Annotated in this window: 12 protein-coding genes; 6 read left to right on the top strand and 6 right to left on the bottom strand. The window is 68.7% G+C overall.

Translation table 11 applies throughout. The features are described from left to right. The first annotated feature begins 54 nt into the window (after positions 1–54). Genes ACIBCA_RS10165 through sbnB form a run of 5 tightly spaced genes read left to right on the top strand, consistent with a single transcriptional unit; the run spans position 55 to position 4485 of the window. Entirely contained in the window at positions 55–306 is a 252-nt protein-coding gene (locus ACIBCA_RS10165; RefSeq protein ID WP_031072384.1) for an acyl carrier protein, read from the top strand. Then, on the top strand, positions 300–1565 hold the full coding sequence (locus ACIBCA_RS10160; protein WP_396282423.1) for a beta-ketoacyl-[acyl-carrier-protein] synthase family protein: 1266 nt from the start codon (positions 300–302) through the stop codon (positions 1563–1565). Before ACIBCA_RS10165 ends, ACIBCA_RS10160 begins: the two co-directional genes overlap by 7 nt. Then, the gene (locus ACIBCA_RS10155; RefSeq protein ID WP_396282422.1) at positions 1565–2683 is read left to right on the top strand and encodes a beta-ketoacyl synthase N-terminal-like domain-containing protein; all 1119 of its coding nucleotides are present in this window, start codon (positions 1565–1567) and stop codon (positions 2681–2683) included. Before ACIBCA_RS10160 ends, ACIBCA_RS10155 begins: the two co-directional genes overlap by 1 nt. Further along, the gene (locus ACIBCA_RS10150) at positions 2680–3408 is read left to right on the top strand and encodes a beta-ketoacyl-ACP reductase (RefSeq protein WP_396282421.1); all 729 of its coding nucleotides are present in this window, start codon (positions 2680–2682) and stop codon (positions 3406–3408) included. The genes ACIBCA_RS10155 and ACIBCA_RS10150 overlap by 4 nt, the downstream gene beginning before the upstream one ends. Before the next feature lie 36 nt (positions 3409–3444). Then, the gene (sbnB, locus tag ACIBCA_RS10145) at positions 3445–4485 is read left to right on the top strand and encodes a 2,3-diaminopropionate biosynthesis protein SbnB (protein WP_396282420.1); all 1041 of its coding nucleotides are present in this window, start codon (positions 3445–3447) and stop codon (positions 4483–4485) included. A 357-nt stretch (positions 4486–4842) separates the two neighbouring features. On the opposite strand, the gene ACIBCA_RS10140 is transcribed toward sbnB, so the two are convergent. The 3 genes from ACIBCA_RS10140 to ACIBCA_RS10130 all read right to left on the bottom strand — a co-directional run bounded on the left by ACIBCA_RS10140 (position 4843) and on the right by ACIBCA_RS10130 (position 10423). After that, positions 4843–5529 carry a hypothetical protein gene (locus ACIBCA_RS10140; protein WP_396282419.1) on the bottom strand — a complete coding sequence of 229 codons (687 nt, stop codon included), beginning with the start codon at positions 5527–5529 and terminating at the stop codon, positions 4843–4845. Further along, positions 5526–9380, bottom strand: coding sequence for a CHAT domain-containing protein (locus ACIBCA_RS10135; RefSeq protein ID WP_396282418.1), 3855 nt, complete (start codon positions 9378–9380; stop codon positions 5526–5528). The genes ACIBCA_RS10140 and ACIBCA_RS10135 overlap by 4 nt, the downstream gene beginning before the upstream one ends. Before the next feature lie 572 nt (positions 9381–9952). Continuing rightward, complete coding sequence (locus ACIBCA_RS10130) at positions 9953–10423, bottom strand: hypothetical protein (protein ID WP_396282417.1); 471 nt, start codon at positions 10421–10423, stop codon at positions 9953–9955. Positions 10424–11669: 1246 nt separating this feature from the next. Between ACIBCA_RS10130 and ACIBCA_RS10125 the strand changes: the two genes are divergently transcribed. Then, entirely contained in the window at positions 11670–13049 is a 1380-nt protein-coding gene (locus tag ACIBCA_RS10125) for a hypothetical protein (protein WP_396282416.1), read from the top strand. Positions 13050–13146: 97 nt separating this feature from the next. Here ACIBCA_RS10125 and ACIBCA_RS10120 read toward each other — a convergent pair whose 3' ends face one another. The 3 genes from ACIBCA_RS10120 to ACIBCA_RS10110 form a co-directional block, all read right to left on the bottom strand. Beyond that, positions 13147–13818, bottom strand: coding sequence for a DUF6009 family protein (locus ACIBCA_RS10120; RefSeq protein ID WP_396282415.1), 672 nt, complete (start codon positions 13816–13818; stop codon positions 13147–13149). Positions 13819–14410: 592 nt separating this feature from the next. Continuing rightward, a complete protein-coding gene (locus ACIBCA_RS10115; protein ID WP_396282414.1) occupies positions 14411–14974 on the bottom strand; it encodes a peptide deformylase in 564 nt (187 codons plus the stop codon). Positions 14975–15086: 112 nt separating this feature from the next. Beyond that, positions 15087–16121 (bottom strand): UDP-N-acetylmuramate dehydrogenase, encoded by a 1035-nt coding sequence (locus ACIBCA_RS10110; protein ID WP_396282413.1) that lies wholly within the window; start codon positions 16119–16121, stop codon positions 15087–15089. Between the last annotated feature and the right edge of the window lie 106 nt (positions 16122–16227).

Raw genomic sequence — 16227 nt, 5'->3', positions numbered from 1 at the left:
AGCCCCGGGTCCGCACCACCTCGCCGGAAGCACCGAGCCCGAAGGAGAACCACCATGTCCACCGTTACGCCAGAACACCACGTTCAGATCAAGGAGATCGTCGCGAAGCAGATCGGCGTCGAGTCCTCCGCCCTCGGGGACACGACGCACCTGGTCGACGAGCTGGGCGTGGACTCGCTGAAGCTCATCGACATCCTCAGCGCGATCGAGATGGAGTTCAACATCGTGATCGACATGGAGGAGCTCCCCGAGATGGTCAACGTCGACGCGATCCACCGGGTCACGGCGCGCGCGGCGGGATGGTAGGGAGTCCCGTGTCCACTGCTCCCCAGCCGGCGGTCCAGGGCCGCCGCCGCGTCGTTGTCACGGGCATCGGCGTCATCTCCAGCATCGGTACGGGTGCCGAAGAGTACGCCGTGGCGCTGCGGGAGGGCCGTTCCGGGGCCCGCCCGTTCACCCGGATCGACACCACCGGGTTCCTGCGGAAGAACGCCGCCGAGGTCGAGGACTTCGACCCGTCCCGCTGGATCCACAACATGCCGCTCGACTACACCGGCCGCGCCGGGCACTTCGCGGTCGCGGCGGCCCGTCAGGCCGTCGAGGACGCCGCGCTGTCGGACGAGGAGCTCGCCGACCGGCACGTGCTGATCAGCATCGGCACCACCGACGGCGAGTCCCACGACCTCGGGTCCCTCGTCGAGCAGGAGCTCGGGGACGGTTCCCCCGAGGCCCTGGACCCGGTGCTGGCTCGGCGCCTGGGCTCGGGACGGCTCTCCACCGCCGTCGCCCGCGAGCTGCGGTTGCGGGACGCCGAGGCGGTCACCCTCACCACGGCCTGCGCGGCCGGCAACTACTCCATCGGCTACGGCCTGGACGTCATCCGCTCCGGCGAGGCCGACATCGCGCTGTGCGGTGGCGCCGACGCCACGTGCCGCAAGACGTTCGCCACCTTCCACCGGCTCGGTGCCATCACCCCCGACGTGGTGCGCCCGTTCGACAAGAACCGCAAGGGCATCCTCACCGGCGAGGGCGGCGGCGTCCTCGTGCTGGAGTCCCTGGAGTCCGCCCTCGCCCGCGGCGCCCGCATCTACGCCGAGGTCCTGGGCTACGGCCTCTCCTGCGACGCGCAGCACCCCACCGCGCCCAGCCGCGACGGTGTCGCCCGCGCCGTGGAGCTCGCCCTGGCCGACGCCGGCGTCAAGAAGGACGAGGTGGACTACATCTCGGCTCACGCCACCGGCACCCGCGCCAACGACGCCGCCGAGGCCGGCGCCATCATCGACGTCTACGGCGAGAACCCGCCCCGCACCATCGGGCTGAAGTCCATGCTGGGCCACTCCATGGGCGCCGCCAGCGCCCTGGCGGCCGCCGCCTGCGCGCTGTCGATCCACAACGGGTTCATCCCGCCGACGATCAACCACCAGGAGACGGACCCGCAGTGCCCGGTGGACTGCGTCCCCAACGAGGCGGTCACGGCCGACGTGCGGATCGTCCAGAACAATTCCAGCGCCTTCGGCGGCAACAACGCCGTCCTGATGCTCGGTAGTCTCAAGGAGCGTGTCTGATGTCCGCCTCCCCGGTCGCAGCCACCCTGCCGGCCGACGGTCTCGTCATCACCGGCTGGTCGGCGGTCTCCGCGCACGGCCTCTCCCGCAAGGAGTTCGCCGACGGGGTGCGCTCGGGGCTGGCCGCGGCCCGCACCGAGCCCGAGGGCAAGAAGCTGCCCCGCCCCGACGCCTGCCTGGTCCCCGACCTCGACCGCCCCGGTCTGCTCGGTCAGGAGTACGCCTACACGCTCGACCGGCTGGCGATCATGTCGCTGCTCGCCACGGACCAGCTGCTGGTCGACCCGGACGGCGGCCCCGTGCCGCGCACCGACGACCGCACCGGCGTCGTCATGGGCACCACCATGGGCGGCAAGGAGTCCATGTCCGAGGTCATCCGGGGTTCGCTGACCAACGCGCGACCGTTCTACGTCGACGTGGGCCTCATCCCCGGCTGCGTGATGAACCACTCGGCGGGGGCGGCCGCGATCCGGCACGGCCTGCGCGGCCCGAACGCGACGGTCGGCGGCGGCCGGGTGAGCGGGCTGCTCGCCCTCAACTACGCCCGACGCCTGCTCGACCAGGGCCGGGCCGACAACTGCCTGGTCGGTTCGGGCGACGAGTTCTCTCCCACCAACAGCTGGCTGGAGCAGGCCGCCGGCACCCCCGGCGAGCCCGCCCCGCTGCTCGGCGAGGGCTGCGCCCTGCTGCTGCTCGAGCCGGCCGGCACCAGCCAACTGCCGCCGCTCGCCTCGGTGCTGACCGTCGCCACCGCGATCGACGTGGACGACGACCCGCAGGCGACCGTCGACTACTGCGCCCGCCGCGCCCTCGCGCGGGCCGGGGTCGCGCCGGAGGAGGTGTGGGCCGCCGTCACCACCGCCGTCCCCACCCCCGAGGGCGTCGCCGAGCGCGCCGCGCTCGCCGAACTGGTGCCCGCCGAGGCCCTGGACCGCGTCCCGTCGATGTCGCTGCTCGGCGACACCGGCGCCGCGTCCGCGAGCCTGCAGATCGCGGCGCTGCTCGTGGTCGCCGGCGAGGACCCGACGGCCGCCGGCCGCGTGGCCCTGGTCTCCGCCGTGGACCGCGACGGCACCGCCGCCGTCGCCGTGCTCCGACTCCTCGAGGTGACGTCATGACCGCGCTGGTGAGCGGTGGTTCGCGGGGCATCGGGCGGGCCGTCGTGCTGCGCCTGGCCCGGGACGGCCACGACGTGGCCTTCTGTTACCGGTCCGACGACAGCGCGGCCGAGTCGCTGCTGAAGGAGACCGAGGAGCTGGGCGTCAAGGTCGTCGCCTCCCGCTGCGACACCTCGGACGCCGAGGCCGTACGGGCCTGGGTGCGCGAGACCGAGGCCGAACTGGGCCCGGTGGAGACCGTGGTGGCGTCCGCCGGCATCACCCGGGACCGTCCGCTGGTCCTGATGCGCGACGAGGACTGGCAGCAGGTGATCGACGTCAACCTCAACGGCGTCTACCACCTGTGCCGGGCCGCGGTGCCCGGCATGGCCAAGCGCGGCCGCGGCTGCGTCATCAACCTGTCCTCGGTCTCCGGGGTCTACGGCAACGCCGGGCAGTCCAACTACGCGGCGTCCAAGGCCGGGATCATCGCCTTCACCAAGAGCCTGGCGAAGGAACTCGGCCCGCGCGGCGTGCGGGCCAACGCCGTCGCCCCGGGCCTGATCGACACCGACATGGTGGGCGGCGCCTCCGAGGCCGCCATCGGCAAGATCCTGCAGAGCGTGCCGCTGCGCCGGCTGGGCCGCCCCGAGGAGGTCGCCGAGCTCGTAGGCTTCCTGGCGTCGGACCGTGCGGCCTACGTGACCGGCTCGGTGTTCGAGGTCCACGGCGGCCTCACCATCTGACCCCTCTACCACCCCTAGCTCGTGGAGAACCGAACCTTGTCTCGCATCCCCACCTTCGCCGTGATCTCCGGCGCCCAGGTGCACCAGGCCACGGCCGGCCAGGAGAAGGCCGTCATCGCGGCGGTCGAGAAGGCGTACCGGCTGCACGGCGCCGGTGACACCGTCAACCCCGACTCGTACTTCCTGCGCTTCCCCGACCGGCCGTCCTCGCGCATCATCGCCCTGCCGGCCTCCGTCGGCGGCGAGGTGGGCGTGCACGGCATCAAGTGGATCTCGAGCTTCCCGGAGAACGTCGCCGCGGGCATCCCGCGCGCCTCGGCGGTCCTGGTCCTGAACGACGCCGAGACCGGCTACCCGTTCGCCGTCCTGGAGAGCTCCATCATCAGCGCCGCCAGGACCGCCGCCTCGGCAGCCCTGGCCGCCCTCACCATCAGCCAGGCCCGCGGCACCACCCCGCGCCGCCTCGGCTTCGTCGGCGGCGGCCTGATCGCCCGCTACGTCCACACCTACCTGGCCGCGGCCGGCTTCACCTTCGACGAGATCGGCGTGCACGACCTGTCCGCCGAGCACGCCGAGGGCTTCTCCGACTACCTGCGCCGCGCGCAGCCGTCGGACGTCACCATCCACCCCGCCGCCGAGGACCTGATCCGCTCCAGCGACCTGGTCGTCTTCACCACCATCGCCGGCGAGCCCCACGTCCACGACCCGGAGTGGTTCTCCCACAACCCCCTGGTCCTGCACCTCTCCCTGCGCGACCTCTCCACCGAGATCATCCTCTCCTCCTGGAACGCGGTCGACGACATCGAGCACTGCCTCAAGGCGGACACCTCCCCCCACCTCGCCGAACAGGCCACCGGCAACCGCGACTTCATCGCCGGCACCCTCGACGACGTCCTCTCCTCCCGCATCACCCCGCCCGCCGACAAGCCGGTCATCTTCTCCCCCTTCGGCCTCGGCGTCCTCGACCTCGTCGTCGCCAAGCACGTCTACGACGCCGTCTCCACCGCCGGGGACCTCAACACCGTCCCCGACTTCTTCCACGACACCGACCGCTACGGCCGCACCCTCCAGAAGTAACCGCCCCACCCCCAGAACCCCCCAGGCCACCCACCCTGGGGGGTTCTCGGCATCCCCCGACACCCCCGCAAGAGAACACCAAAAGGCCCGGTCAGATGATCTGACCGGGCCTTCCATTCCTGAGCCGCCTGCGGGATTCGAACCCGCGACCTACGCATTACGAGCCCGAGAGTGATCATGCTGGCTGCTGCCAGCATCGATCACTTGGTGATGAACCCGCAGGTCAGGACGTTGCGCCGTGATCCACGATCCCGCCCGAACCGGCACGTGCCGCCCCGTCCGCTCACGCATCGCTCACGCACTCCGTTGCTCACATCGCTGCGGCGGTGCATCAGCGGCACTGCTCAGGTTGGTAGCTCATTGAAGATCGATTGTCCGTAGCGCGGGAGGCAGATCCGCGCGGTAGGGGATCAGGCCCAGGCGCCGCTGCCTGACGGTGGCGGCGACGGAGACGTGCGCTCGCACGGCCGCGCCAGCTGGAGCTTTGACCACAATGGTCAGTGTCTCGTCCCCGATCAACGGGGCCGCGCTCGTCGCCTTGAATCGCCACTCAGGGTCGCTGTCGCGCTCGCCCATACCCACCAGGAACAGGTGCTCGTGCTGCTGATTGGGAGTGACATCCAGAGTGGACTCGACGATGGCCAGCTTGGCGGTCAACGCGATCCGTCCCACTCGTCCGGCAGGACTGGTCCGCTTCTTCGGGGCGATGGACCAGGCGATCGGTTGTCGGTCCTCGGGCTCGTCGGGAGCCTCCAACTGGATCCCGACACCCGCATCGACGAATTCGTCCTCGTTGTCGGCTGGCCGAAAGGCGCAGACCAGGCTGAGCAGCAGGTAGTCGCTGTGGGCGGACTCCGACTCAAGGTAGCCAAGCCACTCCTCATCTCCCTGGGACGCCTGCTCGGCCGTGAGCCGCTGCACCGCGGCCACCCCCAGGGAGACCCGTCCGCGCAACGGGGCTGACGGAGTCGGGGTATGGAGCCGCGGCACCGGAGACAGCTCGACGTCCATGAGGACAGGTGCGTCGATGATGATTTGGTTCACTGCACTACTCCTCGAGATGTGTGCGGCGCGCGCCAGTCGCCGATGAAACAGAACGCACCCCAGTCCCGGTACGCGGGGTGTTTGATACGCGTGTGGCACTGGGCGGCACGGAACGCGGCCCGCCGGTCATCATTGCCAGCCAGCTGTCCGTACAACTCGGCGAAGAAGTCGGTGGCCACGTCGGGATGGACCGGCCACAGGCAGCCGACGACAGCCGAGGCCCCGGCAGCCAGAAAGGCCGCCGGCAGGCCGCGCAAGTTGTCGTTCACGTCGTAGCGGCCCAGCGCCGACTCGCACGAGCTCATGGTGACGAGTTCGACGCCACGCAGGTCGGTTCTGAGGATGTCGTGCGCGAAGACCCGGCCGTCGTTGTCGGGATCGGGCGACAGGAAGAGGCACTGGTACCAGGAGGCCCACTCATTGTGCGCGCCGTGCGCCGCCACGTGCACGTAGCGCGAGGTGCCGAGCTCGCGCAGGAAGCGGCTGGGCGTGGCGGCGGCTCCGAGCACGGCTCGGCCACCCATCGACGCCGCGACCGAGGAAGCATGGTGCTCCAATGCCGTCTCGGCAACCAGGCCGTGCCGCACACCGCCGCTGGCCGACCCGAACGCCACAAGCTCATGGCGTGCTGTGGGCGGCGTCAGCTCTCCGGCGGTGGTGCGGAGCGAGGCAAGGCTCGAAAGCTGCGTCACGGTCCAGTCGTCCGCCACCAGCCCGTCTGCGACAGGAAGTAGCGGAAAGGGGACGAAGTGGAGTGGCCCGTTCGGCCAGATGCACAGATGCCGCTTGCCCTCGTCCTGCCAGCGCCCCATCAGCTCCGTGAAACCGGCCAGGCATTGTGCGCCAGCGTGGTCCAGAGCGGTGCCCGCCTCCCGGCTCACCGGGCGGTGCAGCGGATCGGCAGTAACGGCTTGTCGCAGCACGGAAACGGGGCTGGCCACCGGGTGGATCAGCATCGTGTGGAGACCGCGGGTGAGGCGAAGCAGATCGCCGCCGACATCGTTGAACGCGACGGTCCGCAGGCGGACTTCCTCGCGAGTCACCGCCAGGCCAACCGTCCCGGTACGGAGGCCGGTCGCATTCGGTCCCGGGAACTGCCCGAGGAACAACGACAGCAGCACCGTGTCCTCCGGGAGCAGCGCCTGGACTTCGTCCAGATCCAGGAGGGCGTTACGCGGAAGATTCCGGCTCAGGTGGAGTTCCATGCTGATCCGGCGGTCGACGGCCCGCTGCAGGTTGCGCTGCCGGGCGTCAGGATCGCTCTCGGGTTCGGCCTCGCCAGTTCCGACGTAACAGAGGATGGCGTCGTCCGGGCTCAGCGTGGCTTCCGCAGGCGGAGGTTGGGCGGCGTCGAGGCTCGCTCGGTCGATCGCGGCGGCGAGCGCACGTGATGGTGTGAACGGACCAGAGCGTTCGGTTGCGATCGAGAAGTCCATGCCCTTGGCCACCTGGTGCAGCAGGAGAACAGTGCTCGCATCGACACGGGCATGCGCAGACAGGAGGTTGCCGAGGGTGAGGCACAGCTCTCGGAGCTTCCAGGCGATTCCCTCGTCGGTGCTCGCTCGGAGCGAAGTCATTCTGCTGAGCAGTGCGTTGGCAGCACCGCTCGCCGCCGGATGGTCACAGCGCCCGACGCTGGCCAACCCGGCTTCGAATGCGTCCAGCGCCAGATCCTCCTGGTCGGCCATCGTGTACTGCGCGCCGGCCACGGCGAAGCACTCGGCCGCCGTCACCCAGTCCCCCGCGCGGTCGGCGCGCACGGCCAAGTCGTAGGACAACCGGCCGTACAGGTGCGCCACCATCTCGACGTGCTGGTCCACCCAGTCCGGAGCCGATCGGGCGGCCTCCAAAAGCAGGGTTCGGCCCAGGGCCTGCTCGTCGTCCTCACCGCAATGCGCGGCGAGGTGGACCAGTGCCGCTGCCTGCTCGGCCGGCTTCCGGGAAGGTTCTGTGGTGAGCTCCTCCATCGCGGCCCGGACCCCGCCCGGCACCGGGCAGTCGAGCGTGTCCTCATGGAGCAGGTGTACCTCGCTGGCCCAGCGCACCCGCTGCTGGTCGGGCTTCCGGAGCCGGAGACCCGCCCCGTCAGCGGCCTCAATGAGTGCGACCTCCAGATCCCGGTGCCCCGTTTCGGTGGCGAGGGCCAGTGCCTCGGTGAAGAGGCTCGCCGCCTCGTGCTCGCCTTGGCGCTCGCGGACTTCGTCGAGCGGGACTGGCAGCAGGCCGTCCAGCTCGTGGGGCAGGACCAGTTCACCAAGCAAGGCGAGGATCTTCAGCAGGTACAGGTAGCCGAGCGGATCGCGGAACGGGTCCAGGGTCCCGACTGCCTCCCGGGCCGCCGCCCTCGCCTCCTGGTCGTACGAGGTCCCGGTCAGACCGGCGAGCATGGAGAGGGCCTCGACCAGGGCCTTGAGCGTTCGGCCGCGCTGGTGGCCGGTGGCAAGCGCTGCCGCTTCCCCGAGCCGGGCCACGGCCTCCTCGATCGCATGCCGCAGGTCCGGCATGGTGACGCCCTCCCACCGCACGGTGTGGACGCCCATGTACCGGGCCTCGCGGTCGCGCCGGAGTTTCTGGGCTGAGGCGAATGACAGGTCCACTAACCCCCCGGTGTAAGGGGTCAGGCACAACAGGCTGTCTGCGAACAGGGTCTCGGCGAGTTCGGCGACGTCCTGAATGGCGTCACGGCCACGTAGTTCGTCGATCTGTCGGCCGGCCACCTCACGCGCGTGCTGGAACAGCACCGCGTCCGGCTGCTCAGCCAGGGTCAGCCGGGCCGCCTCGACGAAGGTGTCCGCCACCCACCACCATGGGCCGTCCCTATCGGTCCCCCAACGCTGCTCGGCCGCCGCCAGGGTCAGGGCCAGCACGGCAACCGCCCGCCGTGGCGTGCCAATCCTGACCACGTCGACGGCCACCGCCACCACGATCCGTACGGCGGCCTCCGACAGTTCGCTGCCCGACTCGCTGACCCGTCGCAGTGCCTCCTGCTCGGTGACGACCTGTTGGTCCACCTCGTCGCCGAGCGCGATCAGGCGACGTGCTTGCGCTGCCTCGGCCTCGGTCGGTGGCGGTGCTGGAGCTGGCGCGTCCTGTGTGCCCCGGCCGGTGACGGCGTCGCTGTCGCGCCCCAGTCGGAGTGTGTGCTCCAGCAACAGCCCGGTCGCCTTGGCCAGGTTCGTACGGTCGGGCCGCCGACCGTGCTCCAGGTCGAGGTCCGCTGCCCGACGCAGCCAGTCGACTGCCTCCCGCAACTGGGCGACGACGTCGCTCCGCTCGGTGCCCGGCAACTCGGCCCGGCGGCCAAACCCCGTCCCTACGCCGATCATCGCTGACACCTGCTCGGTAGACCCCGGTTGTGCCAGCTCCAGGGTGCGACGGTACAAGCGTTCGGCATCAGCCAGATCCGCCGGGAGTCCAGTCAGCTCGTAGCGGCCGACGTGGGCACTGCCTAGGGTCAACAGACGCGTGGCGGTCCGCGAAGCCGACTGCGCCGGCAGCGCCGCCACGGCACTCAACAGCTCAACGGCCTGGTCCACGTCGGCCAGCCGTGCCCGGTCGTCCCGAGCTAGCGCTGTCGCACGGTACTGGTACGCCAGACCCAGCAGGGTGTCCTGGTACGCACAGTCCCTACCCCGGGGAATGCGGTGTAGCAGCCCAAGAGCCTCGTCCAGAGCAGCCCAGTCCTGTTGTTCCTCGAAGTCCACCACCAGGTCAGCCGCATGCTCAAGCGGATCGGCCCACGGGTCGTGCCTGGTCTCCTGCACCAGCCTGGGCCAGAGCTCACGCGGGACCTTCCTGCGGTCCGCGAGGAATAGCAGACCGAAGAGATGGATCGCCATCTCGTGCTCCATCTGCGCACGGTCACCATCGCCAAGCACAACTGCTCGCGCCCAGTGGAACGCAGCCGCTGTGTACAGAGCCTTGGTGTCAACGTGGCGTGACCCCTGAACCTCCTCGGCGAGGAGGGCCACGAGTCTCATGGCAGACTCGCGCCCCGCTTCGTCGAGTAGCGCTTCTGTCTCCGACTGGTAGGCGTACTCGGCAAGCCGAGCATCCAAGTCCTCGACAAGTGCGTCCCGCATGGCTCCCCCGTGGTGACCGACCGCCATCGTGACACGATCCGACCCACAAGGCGGCGGAATGCCAGCACCTGTTCCCCTCCCCGAGGCCGACTCGGGCTCCCTACAGACGCGACGTTGGGCTCAGGCCAGGTAGGGAGGTCCGGACTCGCGAGGGGTTACCTCAACACGCTTTCCAATTCTCCCGAACCCCGTCCGCCGGGGTCCGCACCCGTCCTGAACTGCGGCGAAGCGAAACGCTGAGCAGTGGCCGGACCCGCCTGGACCAGGGTGAATGAGACCAAAACTGAGACCAGCTGGCTCCGCTCACCGGACCCGACATCCCCTGCTCGCGACATCTCTGGTCAGCTGGCTCCTGCCGCCTCCGCCATGAGGCGAGCCCGCTCCTCAGCACGTGGTTCGGCCTTCCAACCGGGCAGGAACCTCGACAGAAGCGGGTTGCTTTCGATCATCTGCTGGGTGGACCGCATGCCTTCGTCGATGACGGCGTCCCACTTCTCGGTGGCGAGCTCGACGCGGCAGGGCAGGTCCTTGATGATCTTCTCGTCCACAGTCAGGTAGTTCGATGCACGCCTTTCGCTTCCCCGGGCCGTGGGTACGTACGCGTCGGCACCGGCTTGGTCGGGAAGCAGGGAGATGAGGACCGCGTCCCCGCTCTCGGCGATCCTTCGGGCCACCCTGCTGGCCGCCCCGATCTCTGACTTGGAGGGCTCCCGTTCGAGCATTTCGATCAGGGTCCTGCGGATGCTCACCGCCTCCCGGCTGGCCAGCGCAGTCTGCAGGGCCTGGTGGAAGGTTGCTGTCATGGATGTCATAGCGGCGATTGTCACGGCGGTGTGCCCGATGTCGTGTGTTTTGGGGCGGTGCTTGGCGGGCGTTCCTCCGTACGGCAGATATGCCCATGCCCGCTACCGGAACCCGTGAACGCAACGGGTTGCGTTCAGTTGATCCTCTGATCCCGAGACCTGGGCTGTGCGATGCTCCAGGAATGACGAAGGAGCCAGCCGGGTGCGACCACCCTCAGGGGACGTCCGTAGGCCAGTACAACTGCTGGAAGAACGGCGAGACTGAGGTCCACTTGGAGAACGAAGAGTGGCCGGAGTGGAAGACGCGGCGGCTCGCAGAAATCCTCTTCAGCGGTCTCGTCGAGCGCCCAGCCAACGAATCAGCTTCACTGGCCGAGTAGACACGTCGAAGAACCTTCTCAACTCCGGTGATACGCCGCAGTCTCAGTCGGTCTGCTCCTCGCCGTCCAGGTGCGCCATCGCGTAGTCGTACTCCTCCGGGTGTCGTGCCAGCCGCGCCATCACCCAAGCGGTACGCGCATCTATCCCAGCCCCGAAATCGGCGGCCAAGTGGCGGGCGCGCCATGTCGTCCGAGGCGCGAGGATCCAGCGCGTGAGGGGGAACCGCACACGGGCGACGCCAGCGGCCACGTCTCCTACTGGTCTGAGCTGGTCTTCCCGGGGCTGGCCGGGTTCGCCCGCTGCGTGAGTTGTTGGGTCGGCCACTCGACGAGTGTTGCGATACCCCGGCCTCTGCGGTGTCGATCTGGGTGGTGATCACCGGAAAGAGCGGCAGAGCGGCTGTTCGTTGACACCGAACGGAACGTCCTCGGCATAGCTGCACGCTCAGTCTGTCGCACAAGGCGTTGTACGCCACTGACGTGCACTCCGCCACGGGCTGGGGCCGCCATATGCCTACCCGTTGGTGCCTTCGGGGAGAGGGGGCGAACCAGGCGGCTCCTGCACAGCAGGTTTGGGCATCTGGCCCGCCCAGGCGGCTGGAGCGTGACGACAGCCGCTGGCCGCGAAGATCGGAAGGATGGTCGGCACCGCCGTGGTGGTCACGATGCCAGCCACCCAAGGCTGGCCGAGTGCCACGAGCGTCACGACTGCTGCAAGCGTAAGGACCAGGGCCCAGAATCCGTAGGCATGCCCCCGCTTGGTGATCGCCGCCCAATCGCTGCGCTCCTGATCCCGCGCAACGCGGCAAGAAGGGCAAAGCGTTTGGTGTTCGGTGTGCCTGTGAGTGTTTTCCATGCCCTCGTATACTGCCCAGATGGGACATTGGTCCGAGAGCCTTGTAGGCGAGGTTTCCCGGCAGGTCGGCGGCAACCCTGACCGCAGCCGAATCGTGGAGATACTCGGCCGGGTCGGTCGTGAGATAGACACGCTCTCAGGCCGCAGTTTCCACGCGGTGCGTCGGACGACATCGACCTTCGAACCCAACGGCCTACCGTTCGTCGAAGTCCCAGGCCTGCGGGTCGGCTCGATGGATCCAGTGGACGGAGTGTGGCCGATCCCCGATCCGGTTAACCCAGAGCTTGCGGCTGTCCTGCAGGTGGCATCGCTGCCCGTTCCAGCCCCGACTGCCGCGCCCGTCGCTGATGCGCTCTGGATTTCTGGCCAGTTGCTTGCGGAGGCGTCGCAAAGGGGTTCCCTTTCCAGAGGCTTCGTCCTGAGTGGGCTCGGCGCAGTGGACGCTGAGCAGCGTATGGAGATCATGCGGCGGGCAATGGACCCTGCAGTTCGCTTCAGCATCCCGATCCTCGGTGTTGCTGTCGGTGGCTGGTGGATCCAGATCTCCCGCCGCCTCATATGGGTGACGAGCGAGACCGAGGATGAAGGACGGCTCGTCGAACTGCTGCTGGACGAAGAGGTAACCGGCAGCGATCCGATCCCGCTCGTTGCCACTGAGCCAGTTTTGATCATGGCTCCAATGACACGGCAACCAGCCGAGTGGGCATTCACCGCGCGCGTCTGGACCGAAGGGGTTCAGCAGTCCATCAACCGGCCCTGGGTCAAGATCGCCAAAGCCATTCACGGCAACGGGATACCGACCGTCACCCTCGACCCCGCCTCGACTCCGTACGAGATCGCTTGCCAGCTGCTTCTGAAGGGGTACTGGCATGGCTATATCGGCGGTGATGAGCCAGCCCTGGCCAACGCCCTCGCCATTGCGTACCGGCGGCAGGTCGAGCGGATCAAGCGCGAGACCCGCGCTCCGAACCTAACGTCAGCAGCAGCGACGCTGCTTGAACAACTGGTCCGTCCCGGCTTCGACCCGGCTCAAGGCGCGGAGGCAACCCGCCGCTACGTGCGCCGGAAGGCAAACATCGCGATCAAAGAGCACAAGAAACGCGAGGCGCCGGACCGCTACCCATGGACTCAAGTTGGGATCAGCGAACGTCGCTACTACAAGCTTCTGCCCCTGTTCGCGCAGAAGGTCAATGGCCGTTACGACGTCGAGCAGGCCGAGGTGGTGGCGCGCATGAAGGCTCACCTTGACCTCGTGGACAATACGCGGGAGATCCGCGCTCTCGCCCTTGGCCTGCTTCGGTCGCGCGGCTTCGGGGAGGCGGCTGCGCGCAAGTGGTTGCAGCGACACCCCCCTGAAGAAGCGGTGAATGCGTGGCCGCGTAGCCCACGCTCGTCGTAGCGGGCGCAACACAGACGACGAAGACCCGACCGCACTGTGGTTGGGGTCTTCGTCTGCCCAGGAGACCGGCGGCGGCAGACCATGGCGGCCGAGGGGCCTACTTCGGGAAGTCGCCGGCAAGCCACCCATCCACCACTGAGAGTGCAAGGGCTTCCTGGAGCCAGGGGGTGGTCTTGATGATCTCGGTGAGAAGCTGGCGCGCCTGGTCAGGCGGGAGCAGCTCCGAGACCACATGGCTGCCGTCGCCGAGCTGGCTCCCGCTCGCGCAGTCGATGAAGACGTCGACGAGACCTCGCTTGGTCGGCGCCACCCCAATGAACGCAGTGCCGCTCGCCAACGACTCGCCGACCTTGATCAACTTCTGTTGAGGTCCGGACTTGGAGGTGGTGGCCGATCGCGTGCCGGCGGTTGGCAGCGGTCCTCCCCAAGCGCGCTCGGTGAGCTCACCCCACACTCCGGCGGCGATGGTGCGGGGATCTACGCCCTCGGATGGGGCGCAGTCCTTGTACACGCCATCTGGCTGCTCTGAGCGGTCATGCTCCTTGATCCAGAAGACGCGACGGGCGAACCGAAAAGGCGCTTCGCCAGCCGGAGCGTCCGGCTTGAGCACCGAGTACCCCACCCGCCGGCCAGGCCCGTTCCAACGGACAGGGCCGCGACGGGTGCCAGCCGTCACCTCCAGATGTTCGCGCACGTAGTCGAGGTTGCCGATGCTCTCGCTCCAGACAATGCCGTCCTCGTGACGGATGAGATCCGGGTCCCTGTTCACGCACTCTCCTCCCGAGTGGATCGTGGCAGAGCTTGCCCTCAGCCTGCGGGCGTGAACCGTCTGGACTGCCCGGCTTGTTGCACGCCGACTGTGTTCGTAACGGGTTCGGCGTGAGAGCCAACACCCCAGGGCCGAGCGACCCTTGGTGGAGTGGTGACGCGCGCCCGGCTCTCGCACTTGCCGGCCTTCGCTGGCTCTACGGTTGTGTCGTGGACCTCATAGAGATCGCCCCCGGGGTAACAGTCACGCCCCGGTTCGTCACGCAGGAGAGCAGAGTGGGCACACTTGCCCGAATCCGTGGAACGCACCCGAGGTATGGGCTTGCCCGCGACTTTCTGCCACGCTCCGGTCCGCCATGGGGATGGGCTGTTCCGGAGAATGGACTGTACGAGTGGCGAGTTCGCAGTGATGACCGCGCTGGTGCTCGATTCTTCGTCGTGAAGCGCATGTTCAAGCGCAAGGTGATCCTTGTGTCGCAGGAAGCCGCAACTGCGATCGCCAACCGTATGGGCTCGCGGGCCAATTGATCATTTGTGTCGGGCATCGGACCTGGACGGCCATCCCCTGCCCGTATGGGTTGTGTTCTGGCTGGTCAGTAGGCCCAGGTTGACCCTGTGCCTCGGTATTCCTCGACCGGGATCGGGTGGACGTCGGGGCGCATGCGGTCGGTGTAGAGCAGGCCGTCGAGGTGGTCGATCTCGTGGGCGATGAGGCGGGCGAGGCTGAACTCGTACGTGACGGTGGTGATGGTGCCGTCGAGGACGGTGGCGGTGACGTCCATACGGAGGGGGCGGGGGACCATGACCCGGACGTCGAAGAAGCTGAGACAGCCCTCGTACTGTTCGTCGGCCTCGTCGGAGACGGCGGTGATCTTCGGGTTGAGCAGGATGATCGGTTCGGCGCCCGTGGTCGGGGGCAGGACGAGGGCGGCAGCGCGGGGGATGCCGATCTGCGGGGCGGCGAGGCCCATGCCCTTGGCGAAGGAGTGGACTTGGCCGATCCGCTCGACGGCGGCGAACAGCTTGTCGATCACGGCTTGGGCGGCTGCCCGTTCGGCCGGGAGGTCGAGGGGCTCAGCAGGGCGGTTGAGGATGGGGGTGCCCTGCTGGACGACGCCGAGGGACTGCATCTGCTGGCTGGGCCGTACCTCGATCACCTGGTCTCCTTAGTCTGTTGGGGTTGTCGGCGGTTGCCCAGGCGTAAGCGCTGGTACTCGCTGTCGTGGCGACTGATGGCAGTACGCGGGGGCCTCGGCTCCCACAGGACCTTTATGCCCAGGCGCCGACCATTACTGGCTCGAGCTGCAGTGCGATGCCGGTCGCGATTCCGACCTGGGCCGAGAGTTCGGTGAGGGCCTGGGCGAAGCCTGTCGCGGTGGCGTCGTCGTGGGCGGTGAGGGTGAGGGTGCGGCGTTCCGAGCAGCGGATGCCGTCTGCGATCTTGTAGCCGGGGCGGTAGCCGATGTGTTCCAGCAGCCAATCGGCGCTGGCCCGGAGTTGTCCGTCGCTGTCGGCGTGGGTAGGGCAGCCGGTGGTGGACAGGCGGGTGGCCTGGGTCGCGGTGACGGGCGGGTTGAGGAAGACCGATCCGGCCTGGCGGGCGGCGGGGCCGTGGGGGTCGAGGAGAAGTCCGCGGCGGTGGCGGTTGGCGAGGACGGCGGCCGTCACCTCGGCGACGGGCGGGCGGGTGCCGATGGAGGCGCCGAGTTCATCCGCGAGCGGCTGGTAGGCGATGGGGGCAGCTGGTGAGCGGGTGAGGTGGAACGTCGCCGTGAGGACGGTCCAGCGGCCGGGGTTGCTCTTGAACCGGCTGTCGCGGTGGCGCAGGCGGCACGCCTCGGCGGGCAGGGTCCGCATGCGGCCCATCTCCCAGTCCCACACCGTCAGGTGGTCGAGGGTGTCGGATATCTGCTGACCGTAGGCGCCGGCGTTCTGGACGGGGGCGGCGCCGGTGGTGCCGGGTATCCCGGCCAGGCACTCGATCCCGGCCAGGTGCTCGGTGGCGGCCCAGGCGGTGAGGTCGGTGAGCGGGTGTCCGGCCTGCACGGTGACGTCGACCGTGGTGTCGTCCGCGCGGGTGGCGGTGATGCCCCGGGTGTTCATGACCACGACGGTGCCGGGGTGTCCGGCGTCGGAGGCGATGACGTTGCTGCCGTGGCCCAGCACCACGGGTGCCTGTTCGTGGCGCTGCCCGATCGTCCTGACGGCGTCGGCCCAGTCGGCGGGGGTGGAGATCGTCAGAACGTGCTCGGCGGGGCCCCCGAGTCGCAGCGTGGTGAGGGACGCGAACGTGGTGCTGGGCACGGGTGGCCCTCCTAGAGATCGTCTTCAAAGATCAGATCCAGAGCAGGATCGAGGCGATGGTGACGGCGGCCTGGTAGGACTCGCGGGTCTTGTCATAGCGGGTGGC

It is taken from the genome of Kitasatospora sp. NPDC051170 (assembly GCF_044455705.1).
Lineage (GTDB): Bacteria > Actinomycetota > Actinomycetes > Streptomycetales > Streptomycetaceae > Kitasatospora.
This window is presented reverse-complemented; position numbering and strand designations above follow the sequence as displayed.